Consider the following 15456-nt stretch of genomic DNA (forward strand, 5'->3'; position numbering starts at 1 on the left):
AGGGCGTCCGGGGCTGATCGTCTTCTGCGTGCTAACGTTAGCATTGCTGGATGGGTCATGCAGCCCATGCTTGGCTGCCAACCTGCGGACTACTTGCGGAGGTTTCCTTGCGGATCATCAGGTATGCCGTCGGCGGCACACGTCATTACGGAGAACTCGAATCCGGCGGCGCCCGGATCACGAGATTCGAGGGGGATCCCTTCACCGGACTGACTCCCACCGGGCAGGTCGACGAAATCGGCGACGTGGCCGTTCTCCCGCCGCTCGAACGGCCGCGGGTCTTCGGGTTCGCCTACAACTACGCCTCACACGTCGACGAGACCGATCGTGAGGTCCCGGAAGTTCCCGTGTGCTTCATGAAGCCCAGTACCTCGGTGATAGGTCCGGATGACGCCATCGTCTATCCTGCGGGCGGTGAACTGATCCATTTCGAAGGCGAGTTGGTCGTCGTCATCGGAAAGGAAGCCCGTCATGTGAAGCCCTCCGACGCCCATGAGTACATCCTTGGATATACGTGTGGCAATGACGTCAGCGACCGCATCGTCCAGCGCAGGGAAAGCGCGTTCGGCACCCTTCTGATCGGAAAGGGGCAGGACACCTTCGCTCCCCTCGGACCGGTCGTCGAGACCGAACTGGACCCCTCCGACCTGTCGCTGACGACCCGTCTGAACGGCGCCGTCGTGCAGTCGGCGAGCACCGCCGACCTGCTGCTCACCGTTCCCGACCTCGTCAGCTACCTCAGCCGCTATCTGACGCTGCTGCCCGGAGACGCGATCATGACGGGCACGCCCGCCGGCGTCGGACCGATCCGTCCCGGAGACGTGGTCGAGGTGGAGATCGAGGGCATCGGCGTTCTGCGCAACCCCGTTGTGGCCGAGTGCCCCTGACCTCGCACGCAGCCGACCACGTACAAGGGGCCTGCCCACCGCTCGGCGGTGGGCAGGCCCCTTGTGGATTGTCAGGATGTGCCCCGCGCCCTGTGCGAGGCGCGGGGCTGTCCCGTGTGCGGCGGAGCCGCGTGGGCGGGCCGGTCCCCACCGTCCCGCAGGTCGGTCACTGTGCGGCCGGCGGGTTGGTCGGTCACTGTGCGGCCGGCTCGTCGGGCACTGTGCGGCTAACGGAGCGCTTTACGTGCCGCGTTGTTGAACTCCGAGGTGCGGACGAAGGCCAGGGCGACCACGCCCAGCAGCGGCAGGCCCGTGACCTGCAGCAGCCCGGCCCGTTCCCAGCCGAAGGAGTCCACCAGGGCGGCGAAGAGCAGGCCCGAGAACGCCGCCGGTCCGTAGTAGCTGGTGACGAAGAGGCCGGAGGCGCGTCCGATCTGTCCGGGGCGGACGGCCCGCTGTATCGCGCTGTTGGTGTTCGGGTAGATGAAGCCCAGCCCGAAGGCGCCCATGAGGAAGGCGAACAGGCACTGCGTCCCCACCGCGGCATGCGTCGTGTAGATGCACACGCTGATGGCGGAGACGGCGAGCAGGCTGAGGACCAGCAGGTTCCGCTGGTTGATGCGGTCACCCAGCCAGCCGCCGAACACAGCCGTCATGCCGCCGAAACCGAGGAGGCTCATGGCCAGTGCGGCCTGTCCGGGGGTGTAGTGCAGGGAGGTGATGAGGAACGTCGGGTAGAGGCCGAGGAACCCGTAGATGGCCACGCCGCTGACGACCGCGTGGACGGCCAGCGCGACCGTGTTCCGGTTGTAGGCGGAAGCCGGCATGTACTCGTAGGTTTCGGTCGCGGCGGCCTTCTCGACGGTGTGCTCGGTCAGCCCGGTCCGCACGAGGAACAGGGAGGCGGTGGCGATCAGCAGTCCGGCCGCTCCGAACAGGTAGAACGGCGAGTGCCAGGTGCCGTGCATGCTCATCAGCTCGACACCGATCAGCGGCGCGATGAACACACCGATCGAGTAGCCCACGCCGATGACGCCGAAGGCGAGACCACGCCGCTGGGCGAAGAAGGCGCCGATCGCCGCGAAGATGGCGGCGGACTGCATGCCCTCACCGAAGCCCGAGATCACCCGGTACAGGGACATGTCGGTGAATCCGGTCGCCAGCGGCGTCGCCATGGTGCCCAGGGAGTAGATCACGATGCTGACCAGCAGCATGGTCTTGCGCCGGAAGCGGTCGAGCAGATAGCCGGCGGGAAGGCCGGCGAGCGCCATGCCGAGGGTGAAGTTCGTCGCCAGCAGCCCGCCCTGTTCCAGGGAGAAGCCGTACTCCGCGCGGATGTCGGGCAGCAGAGGAGGGAAGACTTGGCGGTCCATCGCGTTGACCATGTAGGAGAGGACGATCAGCAGGAAGCCCACGCCGATCATGGGGCGGGAAAGGGAGGGCCGGCTGCTTTCCTGTGTTTCCCCGGCGGGCACCGTGGTGGTGTCGACTTGCGCTGCGTGAGTCATAGCGGCTCCTGAAGAGGAAGGGGCCACGGCTGGCCGTGGCGGATCCATCGCCGTACGGGGCTGTACGGCGAGGACGAAAAGCGGTGAGCTGAACACGGACTCGCGTCGGCGACGGTTGTGCGGTCGTCGACTGACGGAAAATGGGGCGACAGGCTGCCGCGCGGTCGGACACCGAATGCGGAATTCAGTCGTGTATCGCCCGTCGGGGACGTCCGTGGCTATGGCGTCTTCGACAGCCGGACTTCGTGCGGACACTTCTCGGTCACACGGTCGGCGCTGGCAGAAACCATGAAGGGAAGTACCGGGCGCGTCAAGATGTCCGTCCCGGTTTTTCTTCGGCGCCGCTCTTTTTCCCTTGGTGGCGGGGTTCCTCCGCTCCGAATCGGGCCCGCGGTGGGATGCCGACGATCACGTGTACGTCACACCCTTGACGGGGCGAAGAGCCCGAGTGCTATCGTTAGCATCACGTGGCTGTGACAAAGTGATGCAACGTGCCCTGGTATCCCGTGATCCGTTCCAGGTGCGTTCCCCGGCGCCCGCCCCGACCACAAGTCGGCGAGCGCCGACGAGCCCAGAGACTCCCTCCGGCCCACCCAAGGCGGCCGACGGCCCATCGGACATGCCGTAGGCCGCCCTTCCGGGTGACGATCAGACCCGCTCACCGGACGCGACCGGGCGCGACGCCCGACCGTTCGCCGCGGCCGCACGACTCTGCGAGGACGACCTGCAATGAACCAATCGAGCCGCCCAGGCACCGTGCTCCTCACGGACTACGCCTGGCCCGACGACTCCGTCGAGCGATCCGTCATCGAGGGAGCCGGCCACACCCTGGTGACCGGTCCCGCCGAACCCGCCTCCGCCGAGGCCATCGAGAAACTGGTGGCCGAGCACCGGCCCGACGCCATCCTGACCTGCTGGGCGCCGGTCTCCGCCACCGCGATCGGCATGCCGCCGGACCTGCGGATCGTGGCCAGGCTCGGCGTCGGCCTCGACAACATCGCCGTGGAGGCGGCCACCGAGCGGGGTGTCTGGGTCACCAACGTGCCCGACTACTGCGTCGAGGAGGTCGCGGACCACGCCGTCGGCATGGTGCTGGCCTGGACCCGGGGCCTGGCCGTGTTCGACCGGGACGTCCGCGCGGGCCGCTGGAACCCCGCGAGTGCCCGGCTGCGCCGCCTGTCGACGCTGACCTGCGGCGTCGTCGGATACGGACGCATCGGACGTACCACCGCCGGCCGGCTCGGCGCGTTCGGCTGCCGGATCCTGGCCCACGACCCGTACCCGCCCAAGGACACCCACGGCGTGGAGATGGTGGGCCTGGAGGAACTGCTGCGCCGCAGCGACGTGGTGATCCTCCACGTGCCGCTCACCCCGGACACACACCACATCATCGGAGCCGAACAACTGGCGCTGATGCGGCAGGGCGGCCTCCTGGTCAACGTCAGCCGGGGTGGCCTCGTGGACACCGACGCGGTGATCAAGGCGCTCGACAGCGGACATCTGGACGGAGCCGCGTTCGACGTCCTGGAGAGCGAGCCGCACGTCCCTGACAGCCTGCTGGCCCAGCCGGGCGCGCTGCTCACCCCGCACGTCGCCTTCTCCTCCGACGCCTCGGTCACGGAGCTGCGCCGCCGGGCCGCCGAGGAAGTCGTACGGATCCTGGCGGGCGAGGCGCCGGCTCACGCCCGCAACACTCCCCGTGATCTTCCCGCTGTGCCGGCGGACAGGCGATGAGCGGGCTCCCCGCGCAGGCAAGCCCGGAACCCGCGCTCACCGACTTCCTGACCGCACACCAGCTCGCCGTGCCCGGTGAGGCCGCGCGGTGGACACCGCTGGCCGGCGGTGTCTCGTCCGACCTGTGGCGAGTGGACCTGCCGGGACGGTCGCTCTGCGTGAAACGTGCCCTCGCCAAGCTGAAGGTCGCCGCCGACTGGCAGGCACCGGTCTCGCGCAACGCCTACGAATGGGCGTGGATGCGGTTCGCGTCCCGGCACCGTCCGGACAGTGTGCCCGGGCTGCTGGCCCACGACCCCGAGGCCGGCCTCTTCGCGATGGCGTACCTGCCGCCGGAGCGGTATCCCATGTGGAAGGCCCAACTGCTGGACGGCGAGGTGCGGGTGGAGACCGCGGCGGCCGTCGGGGAGCTGCTCGGCAGCCTCCACGCGGCGAGTGCGGGTGACGCGGCCCTCGCCGCCGAGTTCGCCACCGACGACAACTTCCACGCGCTGCGCGTCGAGCCGTACCTGCTGGCCACCGCCGCCGCGCACCCCAAGCTGAGCGACGCCCTTCAGGGCCTCGCCGAACGCACGGCCACCACCCACCTCGCTCTGGTGCACGGTGACGTCAGCCCCAAGAACATCCTGGTCGGGCCGTCCGGTCCCGTCCTGCTGGACGCCGAGTGCGCCTGGTACGGAGACCCTGCCTTCGACCTCGCCTTCTGCGCCACCCATCTGCTCCTCAAGAGCCTGGTGGTGCCCGAGCGGCGCCCCGATCTCCTGAGGTCCGCCCAGGTGCTGGCCGAGGCGTACGCCCGGTGTGTCGACTGGGAGCCCAGGCCGATCCTCGAAGCGCGGGCCGCGGCACTCCTGCCGGCGCTGCTGCTCGCACGCGTCGACGGCAAGTCCCCGGTCGAGTACCTCACCGACGAACGGCACCGGCTGTTCGTACGGACGGTGGCGTCGGCCCTGCTCCGGGCGCCCGCCCCCACGGTCGCCGACGCCCTGGACGCCTGGACGACCGCGCTGGGGGCGCAGCCCGGGCCCGGCGGCGGTCTGTCTGCCTGACCCGACCGGGTCGACAGGTCCGGCATCCTCGGCCCGCGCCGATCACCACCTCACGGAGAGACGTATGCGCAGAGTTGTCACCGGCCATGACGAGCACGGCAGGTCCGTCGTCGTCAGCGACGGCCCCGTCCCGCGCAGCCGGGAGTTCACCAGTCTGCCGGGCTGGGTGTCCCGGGTGCCGTGGGCCACCGAACCCGGCGAGCGGATCGACCGGACCGGAGAGGACCCCACGGCGAAGCTCACCAGCCTGCTCCCGGCACCCGGCGGCACCCGGTTCGTCGTCCTGACCTTCCCGCCGGACTCCGCGATGGCCGACCCGGCGTTCGACCCCGTCGCCTTCGACCTCGAGCAGCGGGCCGACTCGCCCGGCATCGCGGACCTCATGGAACCCGACGGCATGCACACGACGCCGACCGTGGACTACGGGATCGTGCTGCGGGGCGAGATCGTCCTCGAACTCGACGACGGCCACCGCACCCGGCTCTCGGCAGGGGACGTCGTGATCCAGAACGGCACCCGGCACGGCTGGCGCAACCTCAGCGGGCAACCGGTCACGATGGCCTTCGTCCTCGTCGGGGCGGAACGCGAGGGCTGACACCGGCGGAAGGTCGATCGGCTCCGGTCCGGATCCCGGCCGGGGTTGCGGACCGGAACTGTCCGCAAGTGCGGCTAGCGTGCGGAACATGACGAAGACGACCTCGACCTCCGGCCCGGCGGGGAACCCCGCGTCGGCCTCCACCGCCGCGGCCCCCGTCCTCGGCCCCCGCGCCCTCAACCGGGCCACCCTGGCCCGGCAGTCGCTGCTGACCCGGTCGCCGATGTCCGCGAAGGAGGCCCTCGCACACCTCCTCGGGCTCCAGGCGCAGAACGTGAAGCCCCCGTACTACGCCCTCGCCGCCCGCCTCGACGGCTTCGCCCCCGAGGACCTGTCCCGGCTCATGGCCGACCGGGAGGCCGTCCGTATCGTCACCATGCGCTCGACCATCCACACCCACACCGCCGACGACTGCCTCACGCTGCGCCCGCTCGTCCAGCCCGCCCGGGACCGCGAACTCACCTACTTCCGCAAGGGACTTGTGGGCGTCGACCTCGACCGGCTCACCGCCCTCGCCCGGGACCTCGTCGAGGCCGAGCCGCGCACGATGAAACAGCTGCGCGAGGCGCTTCTCGTCGAGTGGCCGGACGCCGACCCGCAGTCCCTGTCCGTCGCCGCCCGCTGCCGGCTCCCGCTCGTCCAGGTCACCCCGCGCGGACTGTGGGGCCGCAGCGGGCAGGTCGCCCTCACCACCGCCGAGCACTGGCTGGGCCGGGCGGCAGAACCGGACCGGGACCCTGCCGTGCTGCTCGACACGACCGTCCTGCGCTACCTCGCCGCCTTCGGCCCGGCCTCCGTGAAGGACATGCAGACCTGGGCCGGACTGACCCGGCTGCGCGACGCCTTCGAACGCCTCCGGCCGCGCCTGCTCACCTTCCGGGACGAGCACGGCACCGAACTCTTCGACCTCCCCGACGCGCCCCGCCCCGACCCGGACACCCCGGCCCCGCCGCGTTTCCTGCCCGAGTTCGACAATCTGCTCCTCTCGCACGCCGACCGCGGCCGGGTCGTCCCCGCCGACCTCAAGGGCCGTAGCTGGACGGGCAATCAGGCGCACCGCGTCCTGCTCGTCGACGGCTTCCTGGCCGGCCTGTGGCGCGTCGAGGACAGCACGCTCACCGTCGAGCCGTTCGGCGGGTTCACCAAGGACCAGTGGAAGGCGGTCGTCGAGGAGGGGGAGCGAATGCTCGCGGTCCTGCACGAGGGAGAGGCATACGACATCCGGCTCGGGACAGTCGTACGGGAACGTGGATAGGGGGCGCTGCGGACCGCTCGTGGCCGGTCCGCAACGCCCCCTGGCATTCACCCGAGGGGTACTCGGGAGACTGTGGTGGCTGTTCCGCCGCTGGTTACGACGCGACCTGCGTCGCCACCAGGCTGGAGAAGGTGGTCAGCCGGGTGTAGACCCCGGGGTAGCCGGCTGACGCGCAGCCCTCTCCCCAGGAAGTAATACCTGCCAGGACGCCGCCGATCATCAGCGGGCCGCCGCTGTCGCCCTGGCAGGTGTCAACGCCACCGGAGGTGAATCCGGCGCAGACCATGTCGCTCGCGATGTAGCTGGAGCCGTACGAGCTGGAGCAGCTGGCGTTGGAGACGGTCGGGACCGTCGCCGTGCGCAGCTGGTTGGAGGAGCTTCCGTTGGAGGAGGTGGTGCCCCAGCCGATGATGCGGGCCGTGGTGCCGGCCGCGTACACGCCGGTCTGGGACGAGGTGACGTACGACGCCGTGGTGTACGGCATCGCGGTGGCGAGGGTCAGCACGGCCACGTCGTCGCCGTTGGTGGCGTCGGTGTAGCTCGGGTGTATCCAGATCTTGGTGACCCGGCTGACGGTGCCGTTGGTGCCGTTGCGGTAGGTACGGCCGCCGACGACGCGCACGCTGCTCGTCGTCTCGTCGACCATGCAGTGGGCGGCGGTCACGACCTTGGTGGCCGAGACGAGGGTGCCACCGCAGAACTGGTTCTGCGAGGCGTCCGTGATCTGCATGACGTACGGGTACGCGGCCGCGGTGGTTGTCGTACCGCCCACAATGGGCTGGGGCGCGGCGACCGCGCCGGGAGCGGCGATCAGCGCGGTCGAAGCGGCGGCAGCGGTGGCCACCAGAACAGCGGCGGCCTTCTTGGCACGAGCGAGCCCGAACATGGGTTCTCCTCTTGGGGGGATGCCGGTGGGGGGACGCGCGGGTGTGGGGGGTGGTGATGTACAGGGCGGTGGTGCTGCCCCGATGCCCGGCGAGCGGCACATCCACAAGGTAGGAGGCGGATAAGGACCCACCCAATGAGGGAACCCCCTAGGTGAGTTGGGGGAGGGAAAACCCTCGGTCGTACGGGGTCGACGGCGCGGTACGGTGGGAGCGCGAGGACGGATTGCGCGCAGGCCGCACACGGCCGCACGGCGGGCGTGCGGGCGTATACGGGTAAGCGGGCTGTCAGTTGGTGTGGTGACCCGCCGCCAGCCTGACGATGTCCACCCGAGACCGGATCCCCAGCTTCCGGTACACCCGGGTGAGCGTCGCCTCGACCGTCTTGACGCTGATGAACAGGCGTCCGGCGATCTCGCGGTTGGTCGCGCCCTCCATCACGAGCGCCGCGACCTGACGTTCCATCGCGGCGAGCCCGTCGAGCGCGGCGACGGCCTGCGGCTGCCGTACGAGCGGCTGCGGCGCGGGAGCCGGCACGGTGGCCGCGTCGACCCGACGCAGCCAGGGCAGCGCGCGGGAACGTCTGAACAGCCGTGCCGCCTCGTCGTACGGGGCCGAGGCCCGCGTCGGCCCGGGCGGTGCGCCGGCGCGCAGCTCGGCCAGGGCGAGGGCGGCCCGCGCCTCCTCGAGGCCGTAGCCCAGTTTGGCGAGCCGGTCCTGCGCGGACGTCAACTGGGCGAGAGCCGCCTCGTGTTCGCCGCGTGCGGCGCGCACCTGGGCCTCCGCCCGGTCGAGCACCGCGAGCACGCTCTCGCGCCCCAGCCGCAGTGCGTGGCCGCGCGACACGTCGATGACCTCCTGCGCCTCGTCCAGCTCGCCCACGCGGACCAGCGCCTCCGCGAGGTCGCCCTGCCAGCGTCCGCGCGCCGGGTCGTCGACGCCGAGGTCGTGCTCCAACTCCCGTGCCCGGCGCAGCGACTGCACCGCGCCCGGCGCGTCCCCGGCCACCAACCGGGCGTATCCCAGGGCGGCCTGGGCCCGGGAGAGATACAGCAGGTCGCCGTTCTCCTCGGCGTGCTCGACCGACTCCTTGGCCAGCGCGAGTGCCCGGTCCACATCGCCGCCGGACGCCTCGGCCAGCGCGGCGAGCATCGCGGAGGCGACCTCGCCGATACCGGTGTCCCGGGCCACCCGCAGGCTCTCCCGGGCCACGTCGAGCGCCCGGCCGCAGTGCCCGCAGCGCAGTTCGGTCTCGGCCAGGCCGCGCAGGAAGTGCACCTCGCTCTCGACCGACCCGCGCCGGCGGACCTCACGCAGCAGGGTGGTGATGGTGGCCCGCGCCTCGGGCAGCTGGTCGCTCATGATCAGCCAGCGGAAGCGGGCCGAGCCGATGCCGTTGTGATGGACCGTCACCTGCGGGTCCTGGGGCTCCTTCAGCGCGCGCTTGATGGTCGCGGGCGCCTCCGGGTGGCCCATCAGGGTCTCGGTCTGGGCCTGGAAGGAGAGCGACATCAGCTCCATGTGCCGGTCGCCGCCCCGCTCCGCGAGCTCCGCCGCACGCGCCGCCTCCTCACGGCACTCGGCGAAGTCGCCCTCCACGAGCAGCGCCCGCCAGGCCAGTTGGTAGTGGATCAGGGCGAGCAGCCGCGGGTCGTCCCCCGCGTCGGCGAGCGCCTGCGGGAAGACGGCGTCGACCTCCGTCATGGCGTGGCCCGCCGTGTCGATCACGATGATCCAGGCCCGCACCCGTTCAGCGGGCACCGTGCTCCTGGCGAGCACCTGACGGGCGATGTCCCGCGCCAGGTCCAGCTCACCGGCGGTGATCGCGTCCTCGGCGGCCCGCAGTCGGTGCTCGTCCGGGGTCGGCACGCTGTCGGCCGGGGTGTGGCGGGCGGCGAGCAGCCCGAGCGAGGAGGCCACCGTCGGAGCCCCGCGGTCCCGGGCCAGCGCGGCTGCCTCGGCGAGGCGGGCGGCCACCTCCGGATCGGTGCCGTCGGTGGCCAGGGCGAGGTGCCGGGCCCGCTCGATGGGGTCGGAGGCGGCCGTGGACAGCGCGGCGTGCGCCGCCCTGCGCTCCTGGGCGCCGGCCTCCGCGTACAGCGCGGCAGAGACGAGGGGATGCGCGAACCGTACGGCCGGACCCTCGGGATCCGGCGCCAGCAGGCCGAGGGCGGCGGCCTGGGCGGTCTCGGCCTCGGCGTTCGTCCGGCCCGCCGCGTGCAGCAGGTCCAGGGTGGGGCGGGCCCCGGCGCTCACCACGAGGAGGGTGCGGCGGGCGTCGTCCGACAGCATCTCCAGCCGGCTCAGGACCAGGGCACGCAGCGACGTCGGCACCGGCAGCGGCTCACCCGGACGCGGGGGAGCGGGGTTCTCGGCGAGGGCCCGGCCCAGTTCGAGGGCGTACAGCGGGTTGCCGGCGCTGGTGCGGTGGATCTCCCGCACGGTCGAACGCGGGAGGTCGTAGCCCCGGTGCCGCAGGAGTGTCTCGACCTGGGTGCGGTTCAGCGGGTTGACCCGGACCGCCAGGGTGTCCGGTGTGGACGCGCGTAGATAGCGGTCGTACTCCTGACCGTCCGTCCGCCCCGCGAACACCATCCGGACGGGGTCGTCGCCGAGGCGGCGGGCGGCGAAGCCGAGGAGTTCGGTGCTCGCGGTGTCCAGCCACTGGAGGTCGTCGGCGACAACGAGTACGGGACCCTTGGCGGCCAGGGCGCGCAGCGCGGACAGCACGGCGAGCCGCAGCGCGAGGCCGTCGCGCTGGAGGGTGGACTCGCCCCGGCCGGTGAGCGCCGACTCCAGGGCGACACGCTGGGCGACGGGCAGCCGGCCGGACACCTCGTCGAGGGCGAGACCCAGAAGATCGGCGAGTGCGAGGAAGGGGAGATGGGATTCGGACTCGGTGGCGGAGCAGCGCAGCACGGTCTGTGCCGATTCACCGTATTCCGCGGCCAATGTCCGCAAAACGACGGACTTTCCTATTCCGGCTGGTCCGTGCAGCAGTACGCTGCCGCCGCGCGAAAGCTGCTCGCGCGCCGACGCGAGCGCCTCGTCCCGTCCTATGAGCAGGTCAGAGCGGCATCGGCCAGACTCCTGGAAGTCCCGTCGCACGGTCACCGCTCCCCTCCTGTGTCGTGTGGGGCCCAATATTAGGCAACAGATCTTTGAAATACGGACCGGTGGCGCGGTGAGGCAAATAACAGGACGGTAGCGGCATGGGGAAATTCACATCACTTGTGAATGAATGTTCCTTATGCGTGCGCGGAGCGTGACGAGAAAAAGCCCGCACCGAGCGTTCCGTCAGGGCAGCAGCCCCGCCCGCCGCGCCGCCACCACCGCCTCCCCGCGCGAGTGGGCACCCAGCCTGCGCATCGCCGAGCGCAGATACCCCTTCACCGTCTCCGGACGCAGCCCCAGCCGCTCCGCGGCGACCGCGTTGGACACCCCCGAGGCGACACACGCCAGGACGTCCAGCTCGCGGGGCGCGAGTTCGACCCCCGAAACGGGCCGCTCGGCGGCCAGCAACCCGCACGCGTCGAGCAGGGCCTCCCGCAACTCCGGATCGGTGATCCGCGGCGCCAGCGCACGCAACGCGGCATGCGCCTCCCGCACCTGCTCCCACGCCCCGTCACCGGGCCGCGCGGCACCGGCGGGCTCCGGCCGCGCCGCCGCCATCAGCTCCCGCGCCTGCTCCCGTACGACGAGCGCCTGCTCGACGTCCCTGGCCGCCTCGACCGCCGCGCCGAGCAGCCGGTCACCGAGGGGCTGGGCGGTGCGCAGCGCCCCGTACAGCACCCCGCGCACCCGGCGCCGTACGACGACCGGGACGGCCAGCACGGAGCGCAGGCCCTCGGCGGCGACCGGGACGTCGTACTCGTGGCTGATCTGCCGGGAGGCGGAGTAGTCCGTCACCGCGCACGGGCGGCCCAGGGTCACCGCCCGGCCGCCCAGGCCGTTGCCCGAGGTCACCGCGAGCGCGCGCAGCGCCTGGGTGGAGGTGCCGCTCAGTTCGCTGATGCGCACATGCCGGCCGCCGGGCTCCACCAGTCCGCCGAAGGCGACCGGCAGCCCGGTCGACCGCCGCAGCCGGGCAAGCGCCTGCCGCACCTCGGCCGCCTCGGCCGTGTCTGCTGCCACGTCATCGCCCCTTCGTCGCGGCCCGCTCGTGGTGTGTTCGCCGGTCGTACGTGGCACTCACCCCCTTTCGGGGGTAGTGAGACCTGCATCACGGATTACACGATGCCAGAGTGTCGCCCGGCAATGGTCCGGGACCAAGGAGGACTGATGACGACGGTGACCGAGAGCTTCCGCGAGGCGCGGGACTTCCTGCTGACCCATCGCGAGGACTACGCCACCGCGTACGAGCAGTTCCGCTGGCCCCGCCCCGACCGCTTCAACTGGGCCCTTGACTGGTTCGACGTCATCGCGGACGGGAACGACCGCACCGCCCTGCACATCGTCGAGGAGGACGGCTCCGAGTCCAGGGTGTCCTTCGCCGAGATGTCGGCCCGCTCCGGCCGGGTCGCCAACTGGCTGCGCGGCCTCGGGGTCCGCCAGGAGGACCGGCTTCTCGTCATGCTCGGCAACCAGACCGAGCTGTGGGAGACGGCCCTCGCCGCCATGAAGATCGGCGCCGTCGTCATCCCCGCCACCCCGCTGCTCGGCCCCGCCGACCTGCGCGACCGGGTGGACCGCGGCCGGGTCTCGCACGTCCTGGTACGCGCCGAGGACACCGGCAAGTTCGACGAGGTGCCCGGCGCCTACACCCGCGTCGCGGTGGGCGGCGCCCCCGAGGGCTGGCAGCCGTACGAGGAGGCGTACGAGGCACCCGCGGAGTTCATCCCCCGCGGACCCACCCACGCCGACGACCCCCTGATGCTGTACTTCACCTCGGGCACGACCGCCCGCCCCAAACTCGTCGAACACACCCACGCCTCGTACCCCATCGGGCACCTGGCGACGATGTACTGGATCGGTCTCCAGCCCGGCGACGTGCATCTGAACATCTCCTCGCCCGGCTGGGCCAAGCACGCCTGGTCCAACCTCTTCGCGCCCTGGAACGCGGAGGCGACCGTCTTCATCCACAACTACACGCGCTTCGACGCCGCCCGGCTGATGGCGCAGATGGACCGCGCGGGCGTCACCTCCTTCTGCGCCCCGCCGACCGTCTGGCGCATGCTCATCCAGGCCGACCTGACCCAGCTGCGCACCCCGCCGCGCGAGGTCGTGGCCGCCGGGGAGCCGCTCAACCCCGAGGTCATCGAACAGGTGCGCCGCTTCTGGGGCGTCACGATCCGGGACGGCTTCGGCCAGACGGAGACCGCCGTCCAGGTCTCCAACAGCCCCGGCCAGCCGCTGAAGACGGGCTCCATGGGACGCCCGAGCCCCGGCTACCGAGTGGTCCTGCTCGACCCCGTCTCGGGCGAACCGGGCGCCACCGAGGGCGAGATCGCGCTCGACCTCGCCACCCGCCCGGTCGGCGTGATGACCGGCTACCACGGCGACGCCGACCGGACGGCGGAAGCGATGGCCGGCGGCTTCTACCGCACCGGCGACATCGGCTCGCGCGACGAGGACGGCTACATCACCTACGTCGGCCGGGCCGACGACGTCTTCAAGGCCTCCGACTACAAGATCTCCCCCTTCGAGCTGGAGAGCGCGCTGCTGGAGCACGAGGCGGTCGCGGAGGCCGCCGTCGTCCCCGCGCCGGACGAACTGCGCCTGGCCGTGCCCAAGGCGTACATCGTGCTCGCGGAGGGCTGGGAGCCGGGACCGGACACCGCGAAGGTGCTGTTCGAGCACAGCCGCGAGGTTCTCGCGCCCTACAAACGCCTGCGCCGTCTGGAGTTCGGCGACCTGCCCAAGACCGTGTCCGGCAAGATCCGCCGCATCGAGCTGCGCGAGGCGACAGCAGCGGGCTCTACGGACGAGTACCGCGAGGAGGACTTCCGGTGACCTCTTACAGCCACGGAGTCGGCTCGACCCCCCTGCTCGGCGACACCATCGGCGCCAACCTGGACCGGGCGGTGGCCGCCTGGCCGGACCGGGAGGTGCTCGTCGACGTACCGTCGGGGCGTCGCTGGACGTACGCTCAATTCGCCGCCGACGTCGACGAGTTGGCGTACGCGCTGGTCGCCGCCGGGGTCGCCAAGGGCGACCGGGTGGGGATCTGGGCGATCAACTGTCCCGAGTGGATGCTCGTCCAGTACGCCACCGCGCGCATCGGCGCGATCATGGTGAACATCAACCCGGCGTACCGCACCCACGAGGTCGAGTACGTCCTCAAACAGGCCGGCGTCCGTCTCCTCTTCGCCTCCCTCGCGCACAAGAGCAGCGACTACCGGGCCATGGTCACCGAAGTGCGCGGCAGCTGCCCGGAGTTGAGGGAGGTCGTCTACATCGGCGACCCGAGCTGGACGGCGTTTCTCGAACGGGGCACTCCTGACGCCCAGTTCGAGGAACTCTCCTGCGACGACCCGATCAACATCCAGTACACCTCGGGCACGACGGGCTTCCCCAAAGGGGCCACGCTCTCCCACCACAACATCCTCAACAACGGTTACTTCGTAGGGGAGTTGATCGCCTACACGGAACAGGACCGGGTGTGCGTGCCGGTGCCCTTCTACCACTGCTTCGGCATGGTGATGGGCAACCTCGCGGCCACCTCGCACGGCGCCTGCGTGGTGATCCCGGCGCCGTCCTTCGAACCGGCGGCGACCCTGCGGGCGGTGGCCCAGGAGCGCTGCACCTCGCTGTACGGCGTACCGACCATGTTCATCGCGGAGCTCAACCTCCCCGACTTCGCGACCTACGACCTCTCCTCCCTGCGCACCGGAATCATGGCGGGCTCGCCCTGTCCCGTCGAGGTGATGAAACGGGTGGTCGCCGAGATGCACATGGCCGAGGTGTCCATCTGCTACGGCATGACGGAGACGTCCCCTGTCTCCCTCCAGACCCGCAGGGACGACGACCTCGAACACCGCACGGGCACGGTCGGCCGGGTCCTCCCGCACATCGAGGTCAAGGTCGTCGACCCGGCGACCGGGGTGACCCAACCACGAGGCACCGCAGGGGAGTTGTGCACCCGCGGCTACAGCGTCATGCTCGGCTACTGGCAGCAGCCCGAGAAGACGGCCGAGTCGGTGGACGCCGGCCGCTGGATGCACACCGGCGACCTCGCGATGATGCGCGAGGACGGCTATGTCGAGATCGTCGGCCGTATCAAGGACATGATCATCCGGGGCGGCGAGAACATCTACCCGCGCGAGATCGAGGAGTTTCTGTACGCCCATCCGAAGATCGCCGACGTCCAGGTGGTCGGGGTCCCGCACGAGCGGTACGGCGAGGAGGTCCTCGCCTGCGTCATCCCGCACGAGGGAGCCGAACCGCTCACCCTCGCCGAACTGCGCACCTTCTGCGAGGGAAGGTTGGCCCACTACAAGATCCCGAGCCGCCTGCAACTCCTGGACGCCTTCCCGATGACGGTGTCGGGAAAGGTACGCAAGGTGGAGCTGAGGGAGACTTACGCCGGGGAGTGAAGGGGCGAC

General features: G+C 70.9%; 11 protein-coding genes. 7 read left to right on the forward strand and 4 right to left on the reverse strand.

Translation table 11 applies throughout. The annotated features are described in order from the left end of the window. Positions 1-50 precede the first annotated feature (50 nt). A complete protein-coding gene (locus tag PV396_RS04495; protein WP_319200495.1) occupies positions 51-887 on the forward strand; it encodes a fumarylacetoacetate hydrolase family protein in 837 nt (278 codons plus the stop codon). A gap of 227 nt (positions 888-1114) precedes the next feature. Here PV396_RS04495 and PV396_RS04500 read toward each other — a convergent pair whose 3' ends face one another. After that, entirely contained in the window at positions 1115-2395 is a 1281-nt protein-coding gene (locus PV396_RS04500; RefSeq protein WP_319200497.1) for an MFS transporter, read from the reverse strand. 729 nt (positions 2396-3124) lie between these two features. Between PV396_RS04500 and PV396_RS04505 the strand changes: the two genes are divergently transcribed. From PV396_RS04505 to PV396_RS04520, 4 genes are all read left to right on the forward strand, one after another. Next, positions 3125-4129, forward strand: coding sequence for a C-terminal binding protein (locus PV396_RS04505; protein ID WP_319200499.1), 1005 nt, complete (start codon positions 3125-3127; stop codon positions 4127-4129). Further along, a complete protein-coding gene (locus PV396_RS04510; protein WP_319200501.1) occupies positions 4126-5178 on the forward strand; it encodes an aminoglycoside phosphotransferase family protein in 1053 nt (350 codons plus the stop codon). The genes PV396_RS04505 and PV396_RS04510 overlap by 4 nt, the downstream gene beginning before the upstream one ends. 64 nt (positions 5179-5242) lie before the next feature. Continuing rightward, positions 5243-5773, forward strand: coding sequence for a cupin domain-containing protein (locus tag PV396_RS04515; RefSeq protein WP_319200503.1), 531 nt, complete (start codon positions 5243-5245; stop codon positions 5771-5773). An 88-nt stretch (positions 5774-5861) separates the two neighbouring features. Beyond that, entirely contained in the window at positions 5862-7028 is a 1167-nt protein-coding gene (locus tag PV396_RS04520) for a winged helix DNA-binding domain-containing protein (RefSeq protein ID WP_319200505.1), read from the forward strand. A 94-nt stretch (positions 7029-7122) separates the two neighbouring features. On the opposite strand, the gene PV396_RS04525 is transcribed toward PV396_RS04520, so the two are convergent. From PV396_RS04525 to PV396_RS04535, 3 genes are all read right to left on the reverse strand, one after another. Beyond that, a complete protein-coding gene (locus tag PV396_RS04525) occupies positions 7123-7914 on the reverse strand; it encodes a serine protease (RefSeq protein WP_319200507.1) in 792 nt (263 codons plus the stop codon). A gap of 286 nt (positions 7915-8200) precedes the next feature. Next, positions 8201-11026 (reverse strand): helix-turn-helix transcriptional regulator, encoded by a 2826-nt coding sequence (locus tag PV396_RS04530; RefSeq protein ID WP_319200509.1) that lies wholly within the window; start codon positions 11024-11026, stop codon positions 8201-8203. Between the two features lie 183 nt (positions 11027-11209). After that, entirely contained in the window at positions 11210-12046 is an 837-nt protein-coding gene (locus PV396_RS04535; RefSeq protein WP_319200511.1) for a LuxR C-terminal-related transcriptional regulator, read from the reverse strand. A gap of 147 nt (positions 12047-12193) precedes the next feature. On the opposite strand from PV396_RS04535, the gene PV396_RS04540 reads away from it, so the two are divergent. Both PV396_RS04540 and PV396_RS04545 read left to right on the forward strand, forming a co-directional pair. Next, a complete protein-coding gene (locus PV396_RS04540; protein WP_319200513.1) occupies positions 12194-13864 on the forward strand; it encodes an AMP-binding protein in 1671 nt (556 codons plus the stop codon). Beyond that, positions 13861-15447 (forward strand): AMP-binding protein, encoded by a 1587-nt coding sequence (locus PV396_RS04545; protein ID WP_319200515.1) that lies wholly within the window; start codon positions 13861-13863, stop codon positions 15445-15447. Before PV396_RS04540 ends, PV396_RS04545 begins: the two co-directional genes overlap by 4 nt. Positions 15448-15456 lie beyond the last annotated feature (9 nt).

It is taken from the genome of Streptomyces sp. ME02-8801-2C (genome assembly GCF_033793965.1).
GTDB lineage: Bacteria > Actinomycetota > Actinomycetes > Streptomycetales > Streptomycetaceae > Streptomyces.

Excerpts from the sequence above, each read along its gene's own strand:
- PV396_RS04505 (WP_319200499.1), top strand. The coding sequence starts at position 3,125 with ATGAACCAATCGAGCCGCCCAGGCACCGTGCTCCTCACGGACTACGCC.
- PV396_RS04520 (WP_319200505.1), top strand. The coding sequence starts at position 5,862 with ATGACGAAGACGACCTCGACCTCCGGCCCGGCGGGGAACCCCGCGTCG.
- PV396_RS04500 (WP_319200497.1), bottom strand. The coding sequence starts at position 2,395 with ATGACTCACGCAGCGCAAGTCGACACCACCACGGTGCCCGCCGGGGAA.
- PV396_RS04515 (WP_319200503.1), top strand. The coding sequence starts at position 5,243 with ATGCGCAGAGTTGTCACCGGCCATGACGAGCACGGCAGGTCCGTCGTC.
- PV396_RS04540 (WP_319200513.1), top strand. The coding sequence starts at position 12,194 with ATGACGACGGTGACCGAGAGCTTCCGCGAGGCGCGGGACTTCCTGCTG.
- PV396_RS04525 (WP_319200507.1), bottom strand. The coding sequence starts at position 7,914 with ATGTTCGGGCTCGCTCGTGCCAAGAAGGCCGCCGCTGTTCTGGTGGCC.
- PV396_RS04495 (WP_319200495.1), top strand. The coding sequence starts at position 51 with ATGGGTCATGCAGCCCATGCTTGGCTGCCAACCTGCGGACTACTTGCG.
- PV396_RS04510 (WP_319200501.1), top strand. The coding sequence starts at position 4,126 with ATGAGCGGGCTCCCCGCGCAGGCAAGCCCGGAACCCGCGCTCACCGAC.